18 protein-coding genes and 1 pseudogene are annotated in these 18,330 nt (G+C 71.6%); 9 read left to right on the top strand and 10 right to left on the bottom strand.

The annotated features are described in order from the left end of the window. Window positions 1-36: 36 nt before the first annotated feature. Window positions 37-873: an aldo/keto reductase gene (locus MUY22_RS02440; RefSeq protein ID WP_247056564.1), complete on the bottom strand. Its 837-nt coding sequence runs from the start codon at window positions 871-873 to the stop codon at window positions 37-39. 101 nt (window positions 874-974) lie between these two features. On the opposite strand from MUY22_RS02440, the gene MUY22_RS02435 reads away from it, so the two are divergent. Then, complete coding sequence (locus MUY22_RS02435) at window positions 975-1,820, top strand: helix-turn-helix transcriptional regulator (RefSeq protein ID WP_247056562.1); 846 nt, start codon at window positions 975-977, stop codon at window positions 1,818-1,820. A gap of 21 nt (window positions 1,821-1,841) precedes the next feature. On the opposite strand, the gene MUY22_RS02430 is transcribed toward MUY22_RS02435, so the two are convergent. Both MUY22_RS02430 and MUY22_RS02425 read right to left on the bottom strand, forming a co-directional pair. Next, window positions 1,842-2,768: a dienelactone hydrolase family protein gene (locus MUY22_RS02430; protein ID WP_247056560.1), complete on the bottom strand. Its 927-nt coding sequence runs from the start codon at window positions 2,766-2,768 to the stop codon at window positions 1,842-1,844. Window positions 2,769-2,975: 207 nt separating this feature from the next. Then, entirely contained in the window at window positions 2,976-3,563 is a 588-nt protein-coding gene (locus MUY22_RS02425; RefSeq protein WP_247056558.1) for a QsdR family transcriptional regulator, read from the bottom strand. A gap of 142 nt (window positions 3,564-3,705) precedes the next feature. Between MUY22_RS02425 and MUY22_RS02420 the strand changes: the two genes are divergently transcribed. Further along, a complete protein-coding gene (locus tag MUY22_RS02420) occupies window positions 3,706-4,329 on the top strand; it encodes a DsbA family oxidoreductase (RefSeq protein ID WP_247063585.1) in 624 nt (207 codons plus the stop codon). Between the two features lie 7 nt (window positions 4,330-4,336). Here the strand turns inward: MUY22_RS02420 and MUY22_RS02415 are convergent, their stop codons facing one another. Further along, window positions 4,337-4,522 (bottom strand): hypothetical protein, encoded by a 186-nt coding sequence (locus tag MUY22_RS02415; RefSeq protein WP_247056556.1) that lies wholly within the window; start codon window positions 4,520-4,522, stop codon window positions 4,337-4,339. Window positions 4,523-4,650: 128 nt separating this feature from the next. Further along, on the bottom strand, window positions 4,651-5,637 hold the full coding sequence (locus tag MUY22_RS02410; protein WP_247063582.1) for a LacI family DNA-binding transcriptional regulator: 987 nt from the start codon (window positions 5,635-5,637) through the stop codon (window positions 4,651-4,653). Window positions 5,638-5,768: 131 nt separating this feature from the next. Between MUY22_RS02410 and MUY22_RS02405 the strand changes: the two genes are divergently transcribed. From MUY22_RS02405 to MUY22_RS02385, 5 genes are read left to right on the top strand one after another with little or no spacing between them, the layout of a single operon-like run. Continuing rightward, window positions 5,769-6,686: a carbohydrate ABC transporter permease gene (locus tag MUY22_RS02405; RefSeq protein ID WP_371827574.1), complete on the top strand. Its 918-nt coding sequence runs from the start codon at window positions 5,769-5,771 to the stop codon at window positions 6,684-6,686. Then, window positions 6,686-7,549, top strand: a complete 864-nt coding sequence (locus MUY22_RS02400; RefSeq protein WP_247056552.1) for a carbohydrate ABC transporter permease — start codon at window positions 6,686-6,688, stop codon at window positions 7,547-7,549. The genes MUY22_RS02405 and MUY22_RS02400 overlap by 1 nt, the downstream gene beginning before the upstream one ends. A gap of 28 nt (window positions 7,550-7,577) precedes the next feature. Beyond that, entirely contained in the window at window positions 7,578-8,915 is a 1,338-nt protein-coding gene (locus tag MUY22_RS02395; protein ID WP_247056546.1) for a sugar ABC transporter substrate-binding protein, read from the top strand. Then, window positions 8,912-10,372: an alpha-N-arabinofuranosidase gene (locus tag MUY22_RS02390; RefSeq protein WP_247056544.1), complete on the top strand. Its 1,461-nt coding sequence runs from the start codon at window positions 8,912-8,914 to the stop codon at window positions 10,370-10,372. The genes MUY22_RS02395 and MUY22_RS02390 overlap by 4 nt, the downstream gene beginning before the upstream one ends. Beyond that, on the top strand, window positions 10,365-12,101 hold the full coding sequence (locus MUY22_RS02385) for a beta-galactosidase family protein (protein ID WP_247056542.1): 1,737 nt from the start codon (window positions 10,365-10,367) through the stop codon (window positions 12,099-12,101). Before MUY22_RS02390 ends, MUY22_RS02385 begins: the two co-directional genes overlap by 8 nt. A 327-nt stretch (window positions 12,102-12,428) precedes the next feature. Here MUY22_RS02385 and MUY22_RS02380 read toward each other — a convergent pair whose 3' ends face one another. Then, window positions 12,429-12,851: an SDR family oxidoreductase gene (locus MUY22_RS02380; protein WP_247056540.1), complete on the bottom strand. Its 423-nt coding sequence runs from the start codon at window positions 12,849-12,851 to the stop codon at window positions 12,429-12,431. Window positions 12,852-12,977: 126 nt separating this feature from the next. Here MUY22_RS02380 and MUY22_RS02375 point away from each other — a divergent pair, with 126 nt between their 5' ends. Beyond that, a complete protein-coding gene (locus MUY22_RS02375) occupies window positions 12,978-14,186 on the top strand; it encodes an amidohydrolase family protein (protein ID WP_247056537.1) in 1,209 nt (402 codons plus the stop codon). Here MUY22_RS02375 and MUY22_RS02370 read toward each other — a convergent pair. The 3 genes and pseudogenes from MUY22_RS02370 to MUY22_RS02360 all read right to left on the bottom strand — a co-directional run bounded on the left by MUY22_RS02370 (window position 14,183) and on the right by MUY22_RS02360 (window position 16,391). Next, a pseudogene (locus MUY22_RS02370) lies at window positions 14,183-15,186 on the bottom strand (aldo/keto reductase). The gene MUY22_RS02375 and the pseudogene MUY22_RS02370 overlap by 4 nt on opposite strands. 173 nt (window positions 15,187-15,359) lie before the next feature. After that, a complete protein-coding gene (locus MUY22_RS02365) occupies window positions 15,360-15,623 on the bottom strand; it encodes a hypothetical protein (protein WP_247056535.1) in 264 nt (87 codons plus the stop codon). Between the two features lie 162 nt (window positions 15,624-15,785). Next, complete coding sequence (locus MUY22_RS02360) at window positions 15,786-16,391, bottom strand: TetR/AcrR family transcriptional regulator (protein WP_247056533.1); 606 nt, start codon at window positions 16,389-16,391, stop codon at window positions 15,786-15,788. A 55-nt stretch (window positions 16,392-16,446) separates the two neighbouring features. Here MUY22_RS02360 and MUY22_RS02355 point away from each other — a divergent pair, with 55 nt between their 5' ends. Next, window positions 16,447-16,983 (top strand): GNAT family N-acetyltransferase, encoded by a 537-nt coding sequence (locus MUY22_RS02355; RefSeq protein ID WP_247056531.1) that lies wholly within the window; start codon window positions 16,447-16,449, stop codon window positions 16,981-16,983. A gap of 49 nt (window positions 16,984-17,032) precedes the next feature. Here MUY22_RS02355 and metK read toward each other — a convergent pair whose 3' ends face one another. Next, window positions 17,033-18,229, bottom strand: coding sequence for a methionine adenosyltransferase (gene metK, locus MUY22_RS02350; RefSeq protein WP_247056529.1), 1,197 nt, complete (start codon window positions 18,227-18,229; stop codon window positions 17,033-17,035). Between the last annotated feature and the right edge of the window lie 101 nt (window positions 18,230-18,330).

The raw sequence follows: 18,330 nt of genomic DNA, 5'->3' as shown, positions 1-18,330 counted from the left end.
CCCTCGGACGTCGTCGTCCCACCTGCTGAACGCCGGTCAGGTGATCGCCGTGTGCTCCTCGGGGCTCAGGACGAGGTCCGCGGCGGCCAGGTTCTCCCGCACGTGCGCGATGGACGTCGTGCCGGGGATCGGCAGGACGGCGGGGGAGCGGCCGAGCAGCCAGGCCAGCGCGACCTGGGAGACGGTCGCGCCGTGCCGCGCGGCGATGGGCTCGAGCACGCGGCGGACCGCGTCCGGCCCGGCGGTGTCCGTCGGTGCGCCCGGGACGGCCAGCGACACCGGCTGCCACGGGACGAAGATCGCGCCGGCCTCGGTGGCGGCGTCCAGCAGCGGCTGCTCGTGGCGGTCCGCGACGTTGTAGTGCGCGGTGACGGCGGCGACCTCGACGATGGCCTGTGCGGTGCGGAGCTGCTCGAGCGTCACGTTCGACAGGCCGATGTCGCCGATCACGCCCTCCTCCCGCAGCTCGGCGAGGGTGCCGACCTGCTCCTCGAACGACGCGTCCCGCGCCCAGCCGCTGTGCAGGTAGTAGAGGTCGATCCGCTCGACGCCCAGACGGCGCGCGCTCAGCTTCGCGGACTGGCGGAGGTACTGGCGGTGGCCGAGCGCGGCGATCGTCGAGATCTCCGGGCCGCTGCGGACGAACCCGCCCTTGGTCGCGATCCGCAGGTGCTCCGGGTACGGGTGGAGCGCGTCGCGGATCAGCAGCTCGTTGGTGTGCGGGCCGTAGACGTCGGCGGTGTCGATCAGCGTCACGCCGGCGTCGGCGACCTGACGCAGCAGCTTGACGCCGCCTTCGCGGTCGGGGTAGTCGCCCCAGTGGCCCGGCCCGGTGAGCCGCATCGCGCCGTAACCGATTCGTGGAGTGGTCATGACCCCACCGTCGGCCTTCCGCGGGCCCCGGACCAGGGAGGGTGTTGCCTGTGCACGCGCGTACCAGGCAGCCGGCCGCCGACCGGTGCGACACTGGAGGCATGGGTGGCACCGAACTGGGCGAGTTCCTGCGGGCCCGCCGCGCCGCGCTCGACCCGCGCCGGGCGGGGCTGCCCGACGACGGCCGGCCGCGGCGGGTGCCCGGCCTGCGGCGGGAGGAGCTGGCGCAGCTCGCGCACGTGAGCACGGACTACGTGATCCGGCTGGAGCAGGGCCGCACCCGGCGCGTGTCCCGCACGATCCTGGACGCGCTCGCGGACGCCCTCCGGCTGGCCCCGGACGAGCGCGCGTACCTGTTCACCCTCGCCGACGTCGCGCCGCGCACCTCGCCCCGGCCGCCTGCGGCGGATCGGGTCGCGGGCCCGTTGCGGCGGCTGCTCGACGGCATGCCCGACATCCCGGCGCTGGTGCTGAACCGCCGGCAGGACGTGCTGGCGTGGAACCGCGCGGCCGTCGCGCTGCTGATCGACTTCGGCGCGCTGGCGCCGGCCGAGCGCAACCTGATCCGGCTGACGTTCCTCGACGCCGGTTACCGCTCCCGCTACGCGGACTGGCCGCGGGCGGCACGCGCGTGCGTCGAGGTGCTGCGGATGGAGGCCGGCCGGGACCCCGCCGACCCGGTGCTGGCCGCGCTGGTCGGCGAGCTGGTGCTGAAGGACGCGGAGTTCCGGTCGTGGTGGAGCAGCCACCAGGTGCGCGGGCCGCGGGAGCTGACCAAGACCTACGTGCACCCGGTGGCGGGCGCGGTCACGCTGGACGTCCAGCAGTTCTCGGTGGAGACGCACCCGGGTCAGCGGCTGGTGGCCTACACCGCCGAGCCCGGGTCCGACTCCGAATCCGCGTTGCGGTTCCTGTTGCAGTGGGCCACCGAGCCCGCGCGGCGGTGAAGCGCGGGCCCGGCGGACCGGTCAGCCGGCGTGCGGGCAGTTGCCCCGGTAGTCGGAGATCGTCGTGCTGGTGCCCGGGATCGGGCAGAGGAACTGCTCGTACCGGGTGTCGTCGTCGATGAACCGCTTGAGCCAGGACAGCGTGTACTTCGCGATCGTCGTGTTCGCCGAGTTCGGCGCGAAGTGGCTGGCACCGCGCAGTTCCAGGTACGCCTTGTCCAAAGAGGACGGCAGGCTCGTGTAGAACGGGATCGAGTGCGACGCCACCGGGGCGACGGTGTCCGCCTGGGCCCCGACGACCAGCGTCGGCACCCGCACGGTCGACCAGCTCTTCGTCAGGTTCCAGCCGGTCAGCGGGACGGCCGCCTGCAGGGACGGCCGTGAGCGCGCCGCCTCCAGGGTGCCGCCGCCGCCCATCGAGTGCCCGACGACGCCGAGCCTGCTGCTGTCGATCCGCGACCGCACCGAGCTCTGCTGGGTCAGGTAGTCCAATGAGGACAGTAGCTGCCTGCCCCGGCTGTCGGGCTGGTCGCTCGTGGTGATCGTGTCGATCGTGAACACCACGAAGCCCTGGGACGCGAGCCTCGGGCCCAGCCAGGCCATGCTCGACTGGGTGGCCGTGAAGCCCGGCGCGATCGAGACCGCGCCGAACGTGCCGGAGGCCGTGCTGGTCGGGTAGTAGATGGTGCCGCCGCCGAAGCCGGAGACGGCCAGCCGGGACACCGTGGTGGTGCTGGTCGCGAAGCTGCCGCGGCTGGCTTCGATGCTGGACGTGGTCGGTGCCGGACCCCGTTCGTAGGGGTTCGCGGCGGCCGGGGCCGGCGCGACGACACCGGTGGTCAGCGCCAGCGCGGCCACCACGACACCGGCGGTCTTGCTGCGCCAGCCGAGGCGGCGGGTTTTCTCACCCGAGCCAGACGACGTCGGCGGGCTGGTGAGTACGGACATGGATCGCTCTCTTTCCCCGGGCAGGCGAAAGTGCGCCCGGATACGGACGGCGGATCGATGGAACCGTTGCACGGCAGGGGAACGCATGCCGCGTGCGAGGAGGCGGAGTGGGCCGCTCCCGTCGACCCATGAAACACTTCGTCGAAATGTTCCACAACGGCCGAACGGGTGAGGAATTGTCCGGTTGTTGGTGAATGAGGACCAGACCTAGCGCTCGAGGGCGCCTTGGACGAGTTTGTCGAGCAGCGTCGTCGCCACCGCCAGGTCGACCGCGCGCGCGGCCAGGACGTCGGAGTAGAGGAACGACTCGCCCAGGCGGACCACGGCGAACGCCAGGTCGGGCAGCGGGACCAGCGGGGTCAGCCCGGCGGCCTCGGCGTCGGCGCGGAACAGGTCGACGTGCGCGTCGACCAGGGCGGGCTGGACGCCGCCGCGCGGGTCGGTCAGGACCCGCAGCGCGACCGTCGACTCGGTCGCGAACAGCTTGCGCATGCCCGCGTTGCCGGCGACCTCGCGGCGGTACTCCTCCATCACCCACAGGCAGCGCAGCCGCCCGTCCGGGCCGCGGACGTCGTCGCCGTGCTTCGCGTGCCAGCGCTCCAGCGCCTGCTGCCAGGTGCGGTCGGACAGCAGCAGGAGCCCGGCGCCCATCAGGTCGTCGCGGTTGCCGACGCGGCGGAAGAACGTCGTGCGCGAGATCCCCAGCTCGGCGGCCATCCGGCCGAGGTCGAGGCGGGTGCCGGCGAACAGCAGCCGGGCCGCGTGCCGGACGATGTCGTCGGTCGAGACAGTCACCGGGCGCAGCCTAGTACCCGCCCGGATCCCGCTGAGCGCAGGGAATTCCCCGCAGGTCGCCGACGGTTACGTTGAAGTGCGTGGTGCCCCGTGGTTACGGTGGTGGGAGTTCCCGATCAAGGAGTACGTCGTGCGCGTCGACATCTGGTCCGATCTCGTCTGCCCGTGGTGCTACCTCGGCAAGCGCCGGTTCGAGCAGGCCGTGGCCGAGCTCGGCGTGGACGTCGAGGTGGTGCACCACTCGTTCCAGCTCGACCCGTCGTTCCCTCGCGGGACGTCGCGGCCGACGCGCGAGCTGCTCTCGGAGAAGTACGGCCGGACGCTCGAAGAGGCCGACGAGATGGAGGCGCAGATGGAACAGCGCGCCGCGGCCGACGGGCTCGAGTACCACCTCGACGGTGTCCACATGGGAAACACCGTCGACGGGCACCGGCTGGTCCACCTCGCCGCCGACCGCGGCTTGGCCGACGAGGTCGTCGACCGCTTCTACCGCGCGCACTTCACCGAGCGGCGGTCGCTGTTCGACCGCGACTCGCTGGTCGAGCTGGCCGCCGAAGCCGGCCTGGACGCCGACGAGGCCCGCGCCGTGCTGGCGTCCGACACCTACGAAGCCGAAGTCGAGGCGGACGGCGAGCAGGCGCGGGCCCTCGGGGCGACCGGCGTGCCGTTCTTCGTGATCGACAGCCGGTTCGGGGTCGCCGGCGCGCAGACACCCGAGGTGTTCGCCCAGGTGCTGCGCCGGGCGCTGGAGCCCGCGGCGAGCTAGCGGCGGGTCAGCGGCGGCGACGGCTCCGGCTGAAGCGCGAGCGGTCGGTGGCGACACCGGCCAGGTGCAGCGCGACGCACAGGAGCCCGGCCGTGGTCAGGGTGCTCGTGGTGATGACCGGGCCGAGGCTGAACCCGGCGAGCTCCATGATCAGGGCGATCCCGAACAGCACTGCGGCGACGATGGCGAGCATGACGTCCTCGTTTCCTTGGTGGACACGGCTGAATGGTCCACACCACTACGGCATTTGCGTTACCGGGCAACAAATTCGCCGTCCGGCTGGTGGCCAGTAGTTCCCCCTGGGACGCGGGGTGAAACCGGCTATTCCGGCGGTGGTGCCGTGCTGGCGCGGACGACCAGTTCGGTCGGGACGGTCACCGGCGCGCCCGCTTCGACGTCCGCCGCGATCTCGGCGAGCAGGGCCGCCACCGCGTGGCGGCCGACCGCCTCGAACGACTGGCGGATCGTCGTGAGCGGCGGCCAGAAGTGGGCGGACTCGTCCATGTCGTCGAAGCCCACGACGCTCACCTCGCCCGGCACGCTCCGGCCGGCTTCGTGCAACGCGCGCAGCAGGCCGAGCGCCATCTGGTCGTTCGCCGCGAACACCGCCGTCACCGCCGGGTCCGTGGCGAGCCACTGGCCCGCGCGGTAGCCCGACTCCGGGGACCAGTCGCCGGTCAACGCCGGCGGCACCTCGCGCCCGGCGCGCTCCAAGGTGGCCTGCCACGACTTCCGGCGCCGCTCGGCCGCGTACGACTGCGGCGGGCCCGCGATGTGCCACACCGTGCGGTGCCCGAGGTCGAGCAGGTGCCGGGTCGCCCTCGCCGCGCCGTCGGCCTGGTCGGTGTCGACGACCGGGTAGTCGTAGCGGGCGCTGGAGTCGATCACCACGACCGGGAGTCCGTGCGGCAGCTCGATCTCGCTCTGGTCGAGCTGGTGCTGCTCGATGAGGATGACGACGCCGTCGACGGCCTGCTCGTTGAGCTTGCTGAACGCGCCGGTGACCTCGCCCTGCGTCGGGCGCGTCACCGGCATCAGGATGATCGAGAACCCTTCCGCGACGACCGCCGCCGCGATGGCGTCGAGCGTGCGGCTGTTCCCGAAGGTCGGCAGCGCCGAGATGATCACGCCGATGCTGCGGAACGTCCCGTTGCGCAGCGCGCGGGCCGCGCTGTTGGGCCGGTAGCCGATCCGGCGCATCGCGGCCAGGACGCGTTCGCGCGTGGCGTCGTCGACGTTCGTCCGGCCGTTCGCCACCCGCGAGACCGTCTGGCCCGAGACGCCGGCCTCGCGGGCCACGTCCGCCATCGACGGTCCACGGCGGGCGGGTGCAGCCGACACAGATGACTCCTCGGGTGTCCTGGACATGTTTACGTCAACACGTTACCCTCCGGTCGTCCATGTTGACGTTAACATCAGCTCGAACCGCCGGAGGGACGATGACGTCCACAGTGGCTCCCGAGGCTCCCGTGGCTCCACCGACCCGCGGATCGAGGCGGCAGTGGCGTGGCTGGCTCTTCGTCGCCCCGTTCATGGTCGTGTTCGCGCTGACGTTCCTCGCGCCGATCGGCTACGCGTTCGGCCTCAGCCTCTTCCGCGACCAGGCCTTCTTCGGCGGGACGACGTTCGTCGGCGCCGCCAACTACGCCGACGTGCTCGCCGACGCGAAGTTCTGGGCGTCCTTCCTGCAGGTGCTGCTGTTCCTCGCCGTCCAGGTGCCGGTGATGCTGCTGCTCGCGCTGGTCGCGGCGCTGGCGATCGACAGCGCCCGGCTGCACGCGGCCGGCTTCTTCCGGATCGTGATCTTCCTGCCCTACGCCGTGCCCGCGGTGGTCGCCGCGCTGATGTGGGGCTTCATCTACGGCGACCACTTCGGACTCGCGGCGGACCTGAACCACCTGCTCGGCCGCGACGTCGTGAAACCGTTGTCGGACCACTGGATGCTCGCCTCGATCGGCAACGTCGTCACGTGGGAGTTCGTGGGCTACAACATGCTCATCTTCTACTCCGCGCTGAAGGTGATCCCGAAGGAGCTGTTCGAGGCGGCGGCGATCGACGGCGCGGGCGCGTTCCGCACCATCGCGAGCATCAAGCTCCCGGCGCTGCGGGGCGCCATCGTGATCGCCACGATCTTCTCGATCATCGGCAGCTTCCAGCTGTTCAACGAGCCGAACATCATGCGGACGCTGGCGCCCAACGTGATCGGCACGTTCTACACGCCGAACATGTACGCCTACAACCTCTCCTTCGGCGGCCAGCAGTACAACTACTCCGCCACGGTCGCGATCGTGATGGGCGCGATCACCGCCGTCATCGCCTACGTCGTCCAGCTGCGCGGCGCCCGGAAGGGGATGTGATGACGGCGATCTCCGTGACGCGGCCGCGCCGGTCCCGCGTGCTCACCACGGTCATGGCGCTGTACCTGCTCTACACCCTCGTCCCGCTGGTGTGGCTGGTGATCAACGCGACCAAGACGCAGGCCGCGCTGTTCACCAGCTCGGGCCTGTCGTTCGGCGGCCCGTTCGCGCTGTTCGACAACATCGGGCAGACGTTCACCTACGACAACGGGATCTTCCTGCGCTGGCTGGGGAACACGCTGCTCTACGTCGGCGCCGGGGCCGGCGGCGCGACGATCCTCGCCACCGCGGCGGGGTACGGGATGGCCAAGTACCGCTTCCCCGGCCGCAAAGCGGTCTTCGCCGTCGTCCTCGGCGCGGTAGCCGTGCCCGGGACAGCGCTCGCCGTGCCGACGTTCCTGATGTTCAGCAAGCTCAGCCTGACCAACACCCCGCTGGCCATCATCATCCCGTCGCTGATCAGCCCGTTCGGGCTCTACCTGATCTGGGTGTACGCCAGCGAAGCCATCCCCGACGAGCTGATGGAGGCGGCGCGGATCGACGGCGCGGGCGAGCTCCGGATCTTCTTCACCGTGACGCTGCGCCAGCTGATCCCCGGCGTCGTGACGGTCGCGCTGTTCACCATGGTGTCCACCTGGAACAACTACTTCCTGCCCCTGATCATGCTCAGCGAGCCGAAGTGGTACCCGCTGACCGTCGGGCTGAACCAGTGGAGCGCGCAGGCCTCCGGCGCCGGCGCGCAGCCGGTGTTCAACCTGGTGCTCACCGGCTCACTGCTCACGATCATCCCGCTCGTCGTCGCTTTCCTTCTCCTGCAACGCTTCTGGCAGTCCGGGCTCAGTGCGGGCAGCGTCAAGCAATAACCGTCACACCGTCGTGAAGGGACACTCGATGTCACGCACCCGTAGTCGCGCCAAGGCGTTCGGCGCCGTCGCGCTGGCCGCACTGCTGGCCGTCGGCTGCTCGTCCGGAAGCTCGTCCGGGCCGGCCGGCGCCACCGGTACCCAGGACTCCGTCGACGCCGCGCTGAAGGCCGGCGGCGAGATCACCTACTGGAGCTGGACGCCGTCGGCGAAGGACCAGGTCGCCGCGTTCGAGAAGGAGTTCCCCAACGTCAAGGTCAACTACGTCAACGCGGGCACGAACAAGGACGAGTACACCAAGCTGCAGAACGCGATCAAGGCCGGCTCCGGCGCCCCGGACGTCGCGCAGGTCGAGTACTACGCGCTGCCGCAGTTCGCGCTGACCGACTCGCTCGCCGACCTCGGCCAGTTCGGCTTCCAGGCGTTCGAAAAGGACTACAGCGCGTCGACCTGGGCCCAGGTGAAGAACGACAACGGGCTGTACGGCCTGCCGCAGGACTCCGGCCCGATGGCCTTGTTCTACAACAAGGAGGTCTTCGACAAGTTCGGCATCACCGTGCCGAAGACCTGGGAGGAGTACGTCGCGGCGGCGAAGAAGCTGCACGCGGCCGACCCGACGAAGTACATCACCTCCGACACCGGTGACCCCGGCTTCGCGCTGAGCATGATCTGGCAGGCGGGCGGGCACCCGTTCACCACCGACGGCCGGAACGTGAAGATCGACCTGGCGGACGCGGGCGCGAAGAAGTGGACCGCGCTGTGGGACCAGCTGATCGCGGGCAAGCTGCTCGCCCCGGTCAAGGAGTGGTCCGACGACTGGTTCCGCGCGCTCGGCGACGGCACCGTCTCCTCGCTGGTCACCGGGGCCTGGATGCCCGGCAACTTCAAGTCCTCGGTCCCCGGCGGCACCGGCAAGTGGGCGGTGGCGCCGATGCCGACCTACGACGGGCAGCCGGTCACCGCGGAGAACGGCGGCAGCACGCAGTCGGTGCTCAAGCAGAGCAAGAACCCGGCGCTGGGCGCGGCGTTCGTGCGCTGGCTCAACCACGGCAACGGCGTCAAGCCGTTCATCGAGAGCGGCGGGTTCCCGGCCACCACGGCGGACCTGACCTCGCCCGCGTTCGTCGACCAGGCCGTGCCGTACTTCGGTGGCCAGAAGGTCAACCAGGTGCTGACGCAGGCGTCGAAGGACGTCGCGAAGGGCTGGACGTACCTGCCCTACCAGACCTACGCGAACAGCGTCTTCACCGACACCGTGGGTCAGGCCTACCTCAACGGCACGAGCCTCGACGCCGGGCTGGCCGCGTGGCAGAAGGCGCTGGTCGACTACGGCAACCAGCAGGGTTTCACGGTCACCGCGGGATGAGCGTCCGGATCGAAGGTGACGTGCGCGAGGCGGTCGGTCCGGTCCCGCGTCGCCTCTTCGGCTCGTTCGTCGAGCACCTGGGCCGGGCCGTGTACACCGGGATCCACGAGCCGGGACACTCCACTTCGGACAGCCGTGGATTCCGCGGCGACGTCCTGGAGCTGGTCCGGGAGCTGGGCCCGACGGTGGTGCGCTACCCCGGCGGGAACTTCGTCTCGGCGTACCGCTGGGAGGACGGCGTCGGGCCCGACCGGCCGGTCCGGCTCGACCCCGCGTGGCACAGCGTCGAACCGAACCGGTTCGGGCTGCACGAGTTCGCGGCGTGGGCCGAAGCCGCGGGCGTCGAGGTGATGTACGCGGTCAACCTCGGCACCCGCGGGATCTCCGACGCCGCCGACGTCCTGGAGTACTGCAACCACCCCGGCGGCACCGAGCTGAGCGAGCGGCGGCGCGCGAACGGCGCCGACCGCCCGTTCGGCTTCCGGCTGTGGTGCCTGGGCAACGAGATGGACGGCCCCTGGCAGATCGGGCACAAGACGGCCGACGAGTACGGCAGGCTGGCCGCCGAGACCGCGCGGGTCATGCGCATGATCGACCCGGACGTCGAGCTGGTGGTCGCGGGCAGCTCCCACGCCGGCATGCCGACGTTCGGCGCGTGGGAACGCACGGTGCTGCGCCACACCGCCGGGCTGGTCGACCACATCTCGCTGCACGCCTACTACCAGGAGCTCGACGGCGACACCGACAGCTACCTCGCGAGCGCGTCGGCGCTGGACGCCTACATCCGGACGGCGGCCGGGATCATCGACGAGGTCGGCAGTCCCGTCGGGATCAGCGTCGACGAGTGGAACGTCTGGGACCTGCGCCGCTGGACCGAGACCGACCAGCCGCGGCTCGTCGCCGGGGGCTGGCGGGAGCACCCGCCGCTGCTCGAAGACAACTACTCTCACACGGACGCGGTGGTCGTCGGCTCGCTGCTGGGTTCGTTGCTGCGCAACGTCGACCGCGTCACCATGGCCAGTCAGGCGCAGCTGGTGAACGCCATCGCGCCGATCCGCACCGAGCCCGGCGGCCCGGCCTGGCGGCAGCCGACGTTCCACCCGTTCCGGCTCGTCTCGTCGCTGGCCCGGGGCGTGAGCCTGCGGTTGTCCGCCGGGGGCGACCGGATCCGGACCGCCCAGCACGGCGAGGTCGATCTTGTCGACGTCGCCGCGACCCTCGACGGGTCCACCGGTGCGGTGTTCCTGACGAATCGCGCCACGAAGACGAGCACCGACGTCGAGATCCGGCTCCGCGGCGGGCGGTTCGCGGTCGCCGCCGCCGAAACCCTCGGCGCCGCGGGCCCGGTGCCGCTGCCCGGGCCGGCAGCGACGTCCGACGCGAAGGGAACCGTCATCACCGCGACGCTGCCGCCCCTGTCCTGGACCGTGCTCCGGCTGGCGGGCGCGGATGCCTGAGTTCGCCATCGGGGACACGGACTTCCTGCTCGACGGCCGGCCGTTCCGGATCCTGTCCGGCGCCCTGCACTACTTCCGGGTGCACCCGGACCTGTGGGCCGACCGGATCGACAAGGCGCGGCGGATGGGGCTCAACACCATCGAGACGTACGTGCCGTGGAACGCGCACGCGCCCGAGCCCGGCACCTTCGACGTCACCGGCGGTCTCGACCTCGACCGGTTCCTGCGCCTGATCGCCGACGCCGGGATGTACGCGATCGTCCGGCCCGGCCCGTACATCTGCGCGGAGTGGGACAACGGCGGGCTGCCGGCGTGGCTGTTCCGCGACCCCGCGGTGGGCGTGCGCCGGTTCGAGCCGCGGTACCTCGCGGCCGTGCACGAGTACCTGACGCGGGTGTTCGAAGTCGTGGCGCCGCACCAGGTCGACCGCGGCGGGCCGGTGCTGCTCGTCCAGGTCGAGAACGAGTACGGCGCGTTCGGCGACGACAAGCGGTACCTGAAGGCGCTGGCCGAGTACACCCGCGAGGCGGGCATCACGGTGCCACTGACCACAGTGGACCAGCCGGACATGCTCGAAGCGGGCGGCCTGGACGGGCTGCACCGGACCGCGTCGTTCGGTTCCGGCGCGGTGGCCCGGCTGGCGGTCCTGCGCGCGCACCAGCCGGCCGGGCCGCTGATGTGCGCCGAGTTCTGGAACGGCTGGTTCGACGACTGGGGCACCCACCACCACACGACGTCCGCCCCGGACGCGGCGGCCGAACTGGACGCGCTGCTCGCCGCGGGCGCGTCGGTCAACCTCTACATGTTCCACGGCGGCACCAACTTCGGGCTCACCAGCGGCGCCAACGACAAGGGCGTCTACCGGCCGATCGTCACGTCGTACGACTACGACGCGCCGCTCGACGAAGCCGGCGACCCGACGCCGAAGTACCACGCGTTCCGGGACGTGATCGCCCGCTACCACGACGTTCCCGACGCGGCGCCGCCCCCGGCGCGGGCCGCCCCGACGCCGTCGGCGGTGCTGGGCGACCCGGTGTCCCTGCTCGACGCCCCGGAGCGCTGGGGCACGTGGCAGTGGCGCGAAGAGCTGCCGGTGTTCGACGAGCTGTCCCCGGTGCCGCGGCTGGCGCTGCTGCGGACCTGGGTCGACGGGCCGGGGGTGCTGGTGTTCGGCGAGGTCCGCGACCGGGCGACGGTGTTCCTGGACGGCGTCCGCGTCGGCACGCTGCTGCGGGAGCACCACGACCGCGCGGTGCGGCTGCCGGCGTCGGGGAAACTGCTGGTGCTGGTCGAGGACCAGGGCCGCGTCGACTACGGCCCGCGGATCGGCGAGCCGAAGGGCATCATCGGCGGCGCCTCGGTGGCCGGTTCGCCGGTGCTGGGCTGGGAAGTGCTGCCGATCGACCTGGCCGCGCTGCCGGGCTCTTCGGAGCCGTCCGCTCATGGTGCGGGTCCGGTGGCCGGGCCGGTGCTGCTGCGCGCGTCCTTCGACGTCCCCGCACCGGCCGACCTGTTCCTGGACACGGCCGAGTGGGGCAAGGGAATGGTGTGGTGCAACGGTTTCCTGCTCGGCCGGTATTGGCGGCGCGGGCCGCAGCGGACGCTGTACGTGCCACGTCCGGTGGTCCGGAGCGGGGCCAACGAACTAGCGGTCCTGGAGCTGGACACGCTGCTGGACCCGGCGGTCCGGTTCGTGCCGCGCCCGCTGCTGGGCCACACGGAGGCCTGAGCAGCGCCGACGGGCTGTTCGGCCGCGCCGTGCGGGTCGGTCGGCTGTGCCGTGCGTGGTGTTCGTCCGCGCCGGTCGGTCGCGCGGTGCGGGTTGTTCGTTCGGGCCGTGCGAGTCGGTCGGCTGCGCCGCGCGGGCTGTTCCTTCGAGCCGGTCGGCCGCGCGGTGCAGGCTGTTCGGCCGCGCCGTGCGAGTCGGTCGGTTCGCCGTGCGGGGGTGTTCGGGGTGGCCGGGCGCCTGACCGGGGTGGGCTTCCGGCCTCGCCGGATGCCGGGTCCGGCGAGGCCGTTCGGCCCCGCCAAGCCTGAGCACCCTGGTCGTGCGTGGTCAGTCCACCGTGCCGAAGGGCCGCTGGGCGGCACCCTTGTGGCCCGCGGCTTCCCGGCCGTCCTCGCGCGCGATGTCCTCCGCGCTGCGGCGGCCGCTGTCACCCGCGTCCGGCCAGTTGCGGCTGAAGGTCTCCCAGGTCTGTTCGTGGATCGGCGCCATGGGCGGCACGGCCCCGGCGTTGAGCACGAGCAGCGCCGGTCGGTGCTCGTGGATGACGTCTCGCGCGAGCGTGTCGTCGGTCGCGTCGGCGGCGACGGGCACGAAGCGCTCGCCGAGCTCGTCCCGGGCCGCGTCGAGGTCGGCTTCGCCGCGCGCGATGCCGACGACGGTGTGGCCGTCGGCGACGAGCGCGGTGGCGATCGCGCGTCCGAAGCCGCGGCCGGCTCCGGTGGCGACGGCGGTCTGGCTGGGGTGGGACATCGGGTCCTCCGGGGGTGGTGCGGTGCGGTCCGGATCAAGACCGGCGGGAGCGCCGGAAACCGTCGCGACAGCGGCGTGAGCTGAGTCACAGTTGAATCCGGGGCGGCGGCCCGATCCAATGGCGTGGTGACCTCTTCGCTGCTCCTGCGCAACGCCCGCCTGCTCGACCCGCTGACGGGGGAGTACACCGAAGGGGACCTGCGGTGCGCCGACGGCCGGATCGCCGAGGCCGGGCCGGGGCCGGCCGCCGCCGCCGACGTGCGGACGCTCGACCTGCGCGGTGCCGTCGTGCTGCCCGGGCTGATCGACGCGCACGTGCACGTCGCCGCGTCGACCGCGGACCTCGGCTCGCTGCCGGCGCAGTCACCGGCCTACGCGGCCGCTCAGGCCGCGCGCATCATGAGCGCGATGCTCGACCGCGGTTTCACCACGGTCCGCGACGTCGCGGGCGCCGACTACGGCCTCGCCGACGCGCAGGCCGAGGGGCTGTTCCGCGGCCCGCGGCTGCTGTTCTGCGGCAAGGCGCTGAGCCAGACCGGCGGGCACGGCGACAGCCGCACCCGCGGCACCCACGTCCGGGACGACCACCCGTGCTGCGCGGGCCTCAACCGGATCGCCGACGGCGTCGACGCGGTCCGCGCCGCGGCGCGCGACGAGCTGCGCAAGGGCGCCCACCACCTCAAGGTGATGGCCTCGGGCGGCGTCGCGTCCCCGACCGACCGGATCGACTCGACGCAGTATTCGGCCGACGAGCTGCGCGCGATCGTCGAGGAGGCGGAGGCGGCGAACCGGTACGTCGCCGCGCACGCGTACACCGCCCGCGCCGTCAACCGGGCGCTGGAGCTGGGCGTCCGGTCGATCGAACACGGCAACCTCCTCGACGACCGCAGTGTCGAGCTGTTCGTCGAGCGGGACGCGTACCTGGTGCCGACGCTCGTGACGTACTGGGCGCTGAAAGAGGAAGGCCGCGAGCACGGCCTGCCGGAATCGAGCTGGCGCAAGGTGGACGAGGTCCTCGACGCGGGCCTCGCCGCCCTGGACCGCGCGGCCCGCGGCGGCGTCAAGCTGGTCTACGGCACGGATCTCCTGGGCGGCATGCACCGCCACCAGAACCACGAGTTCCGCCTGCGAGCCGAAGTCCAGTCACCCCTGGAGGTGATCCGCGCGGCGACGTCCACGGCGGCGGACCTGCTGAACCTGACGGGCGAGATCGGCACCCTCGCCATCGGCGCGCACGCGGACCTCGTGGTGGTGGACGGCGACCCGCTCGCCGACATCGGGGTGCTGACCCGGCCGTTCCGGCACGTGGTGCAGGGCGGGGAAGTGGTGGCCTAGACCCAGTTCCGCACGCTCGGCGCGTAGCCCTCGGGCTTGTCGCCGACCTTCAGGCCCGGCGTGACGATCCAGTTCTGGTAGCCCGGGGTGAACATCTGGTAGACCGACGCGGGCGGGACCGCGCTCGCCTCGTCGAGGAGGGTGCGCAGCTCGGCGGGGATCTCGAAGTCGAGGGCGGCCATGCTCGCGCCGAGCTGATCGGCGCTGCTCGCGCCGACGATTGCGGATGCGATGCCCGGCTGGGTGGCGACCCAGTTGAGCGCGACCTGGGCCATCGTCACGCCGAGCTTGCCCGCGACCTCTTCCAGGGCTTGAGCAGCGCCCAGTCCCGTTCGGTCCAGGCCGGGCCGGTCGTGGCGGTGTAGCGGCCGGTGCCGGCGTCGCGGTACTTGCCGGTGAGGAAGCCGCCCGCCAGTGGGCTCCACGCCGTGACGCCGAGGCCGAGTGTCTGGCCCAGCGGGACGTGCTCGGTCTCGATCTGGCGCTGCACCAGGGAGTACGGCAGCTGCAGGTTGATCACGGGCGTGAGCGCGTTCGCCTCGGCGTAGGTCTGGGCGCGCGAGGCGTACCAGGCGGGCACGTCGGACAGGCCGGCGTAGCGGATCTTGCCCGCGCGGACGAGGTCGTCGAACGTCCGCATGACCTCTTCGACCGGGGTGAGCCGGTCCCAGGTGTGCAGCAGGAAGAGGTCGACGTAGTCGGTGCCGAGCCGGCGCAGCGACGCCTCGAGGGCGCGGACCATGTGCTTGCGCCCGTTGCCGCCCGCGTTCGGGTCGCCGTCCGCGACGCTGTTGGTGAACTTGGTGGTGAGCACCACCTTGTCCCGGACGTTCGCCTCGGCGATGAGCTTGCCGAGGATGGTTTCGCTCTCGCCGGCGGTGTAGAAGTCGGCGGTGTCGATGAAGTTGCCGCCGCCGTCGAGGTAACCGCGGAAGATCGGGCGGGCCTCGTCCTCGGTCTTCCCGTAGGCGGCGTGGAAGCCGCCGGTGCCGAAGTTCATCGTCCCCAACGCGAGCCGGCTGACGCGCAGCCCCGAGCGGCCGAGGAGGTAGTACTGGTCGAGTGCCATGGGGAAGTGCTCCTGTGCAACGGAAATCTGGTGGACTCCTCCAGGGTGCCGAGACTTTTTTGGACCGGCAAGTCCAGTCAGCGGGGTCCGTTGTGGCCGGGGTGTCAGGCGAGTTCGGCCGAGACCACCGTCGGGAGTTCGCGCAGGCGGTTCAGCAGGTGGTCCGTCTCCTCGTCCGGGAGCAGCAGTGCGCAGGCCAGGGAGCTCTCGCGGACGCCGTCGCGGATGTCGACCGAGAGTTCGTGGATCATGCTTGCCTGCTGGGTGAGGGTGCCGACCAGGGCGGGGATTCCCGCGGCGCCGCCGGTGAAGTACGTGGCGATGCGGCGGCGGACCAGCAGGGAACTGGCGAAGGACGTGGGGGCCATGACGGATCTCCGGAAGTCGGGTTCTCAGGGGATCCGGGCCAGGCCCCGGGGGCGAAACTGGGTCGTCAGCGCTGCGCGCCGGCGACCTGGTTCAGCCGGCGCGCCGGGTTACGAGTCGCGAGGACGTCATCAGGCGCTGCACGGCGACAGGCTAACACGGACTCACCCGTTCGCCGGGAAATGCGGGTCCACCAGGGGCGCGAGGTGGTCGTCGAGCAGGTCGGCCTGCCGGTCCGGCGGGAACGCGAGCGGGTCGAACAGCGCTTGGACGACCAGCCCGAGCGTGAACGCGAGCGCGCTCGCGGCGATGCGCTCGGGGTCTCCCGGGCGCAGCTCGCCTAGGTGTTGTGCCTCGACGACGAGGTCGCGCAGCCGGTCGCGGCTCTCGCCGTACTTCCGTGCGTACGCGACGCTCAGCGCCGGGTCGGCCAGTGCGGTGTCCCAGGAGGACACCCAGATCCGGTTGCCCGTGGTCGCGTCGGCGGTCAGCGGCAGGATGTCCAGGAGCCTCGCGCGCACCGCGGCGAGGCCCGGGCCGGTGGTCCGGCGGGCGCGGGTGCTCGTGCGCTCGTCCAGCAGGTCGAGCGCGTGCGCCAGCAGCTCCTGTTTGCCGCTGAAGTAGTGGGTGAGCAGGCCGGTGGTGGCGCCCAGCTCGGCCGCGACGGCGCGCATCGTCAGGCCGCCGAACCCGTGCGCGGTCAGGACGCGCCAGACCGCTTCGGAGACGTCGCGGCGGCGGGCTTCGTGGTCTCCCCTGGGGCGCGGCACGCGTGTTAGCATAACAGTCGTTGTGTGAATGGGGGCAGCTGTGTTCTTCAGATCGTTGACGGAAAACGCCCGGCTCGAGCCGTTGGAGCCGTGGCAGGCCGAGGAGTTCGCCGGGCACCTCGAGCGGGCGCGCGAGCACATCCGGCCGTGGGTCGGGCCGGCGTTCGTCACCGACGACGTCGAGGGCGCGCGGGCGACCCTGCGCCGGTACGCCGAGCGCCAGGCCACCGGCGGCGGCCGGCTCCTCGGGATCCGGCTCGACGGCCGGCTGGTCGGTGGCGTGATGTTCGTGGAGTTCGACGCGGGCGTGGGCTCGTGCGAGATCGGCTGCTGGCTGGAACCGGGCGCCGAGGGCCACGGCCTGGTGACGCGGGCGTGCGAGGTCCTGCTCGGCTGGGCGTTCACCACCCGCGGCCTGCACCGCGCGGAGTGGCGTTGCCGCGCGGACAACGTCCGCAGCTCGGCGGTGGCCGAACGCCTCGGCATGGTCCGCGAAGGCGTCCTGCGCGAGTACTGGCCGTACGACGGCGCCCGCTACGACAAGGAAATCTGGGCCATCCTCGCCTCGGACTGGGCCAACCGAACGTCGTGAAGGGCACCTTCAGGGCTTAGATGTCCCTGAAGGTGCCCCTCACGACAGGTCAGGCGCCGGTGGCGGCCTTCAGGTCCGCGGCGCGGGCGGTGTTCTCCCACGGGAGGTCCAGCTCGGGGCGGCCGAAGTGGCCGTACGCGGCGGTCGGGGCGTAGATCGGGCGCAGCAGGTCCAGATCACGGATGATCGCGGCCGGCCGCAGGTCGAAAACCTCGGTGATGGCCTGCTGGATCTTCGACGGGTCCACCGTCTCCGTCCCGAACGTCTCCACGAACAAGCCCACCGGCGCCGCCTTGCCGATCGCGTACGCGACCTGCACCTCGGTCCGCGTCGCCAACCCGGCCGCGACGACGTTCTTCGCCACCCACCGCATCGCATACGCCGCCGAACGGTCCACTTTGGACGGGTCCTTGCCCGAGAACGCGCCACCACCGTGGCGGGCCATGCCGCCGTAGGTGTCGACGATGATCTTCCGGCCGGTCAGCCCCGCGTCACCCATCGGGCCGCCGATCACGAACCGGCCCGTGGGGTTGACCAGCAGCCGCGCGCCGGACGTGTCGATCCCGAGGCCCGCCAGCTCCGGCTCGACGACGTGGTCCTTCACGTCGACGCCCAGCATGCGGTCGAGGTCGATGCCGTCCGCGTGCTGCGACGAGACCACGACCGTGTCCAGCCGGACGGGCCGGTCGCCCGCGTACTCGATGGTCACCTGCGTCTTGCCGTCGGGGCGCAGGTAGGGCAGCACGCCGTCGTTCCGGACCGCGGTCAGGCGACGGGAAAGCCGGTGGGCGAGCGCGATCGGCAAGGGCATCAGCTCGGGCGTGTCGGAGCAGGCGTACCCGAACATCAGGCCCTGGTCACCCGCACCCTGGCGGTTGATCTCGTCCTCATCCGACTCGACCCGCGACTCGTACGCGGTGTCGACGCCCTGGGCGATGTCGGCCGACTGCGACCCGATCGCCACGTTGACGCCACACGAATTGCCGTCGAACCCCTTCGCCGACGAGTCGTACCCGATCCGCAGGATCACATCCCGCACGATCGTCGGGATGTCGGCGTAGGCCTCGGTCGTCACCTCACCGGCGACTTGAACCTGCCCGGTGGTGATCAGGGTCTCGACCGCCACGCGGCTGCGCGGGTCCTTCGACAGCAGCCCGTCCAGGATCGAGTCGCTGATGGCGTCGCAAATCTTGTCGGGGTGCCCTTCGGTCACCGACTCCGAGGTGAACAACCTGCTGCCGGACATGGCGGGTCCTCGCTTCCATTGAGTTTTTGTCGGGAGTAACAGACAGCGGCAGGCATTCCCCGCAAGGAATGCCTGCCGCTGGTGGTGAACCCGAGTTAAAG

It is taken from the genome of Amycolatopsis sp. WQ 127309 (assembly GCF_023023025.1).
Classification (GTDB): Bacteria; Actinomycetota; Actinomycetes; order Mycobacteriales; family Pseudonocardiaceae; genus Amycolatopsis.
This window is presented reverse-complemented; position numbering and strand designations above follow the sequence as displayed.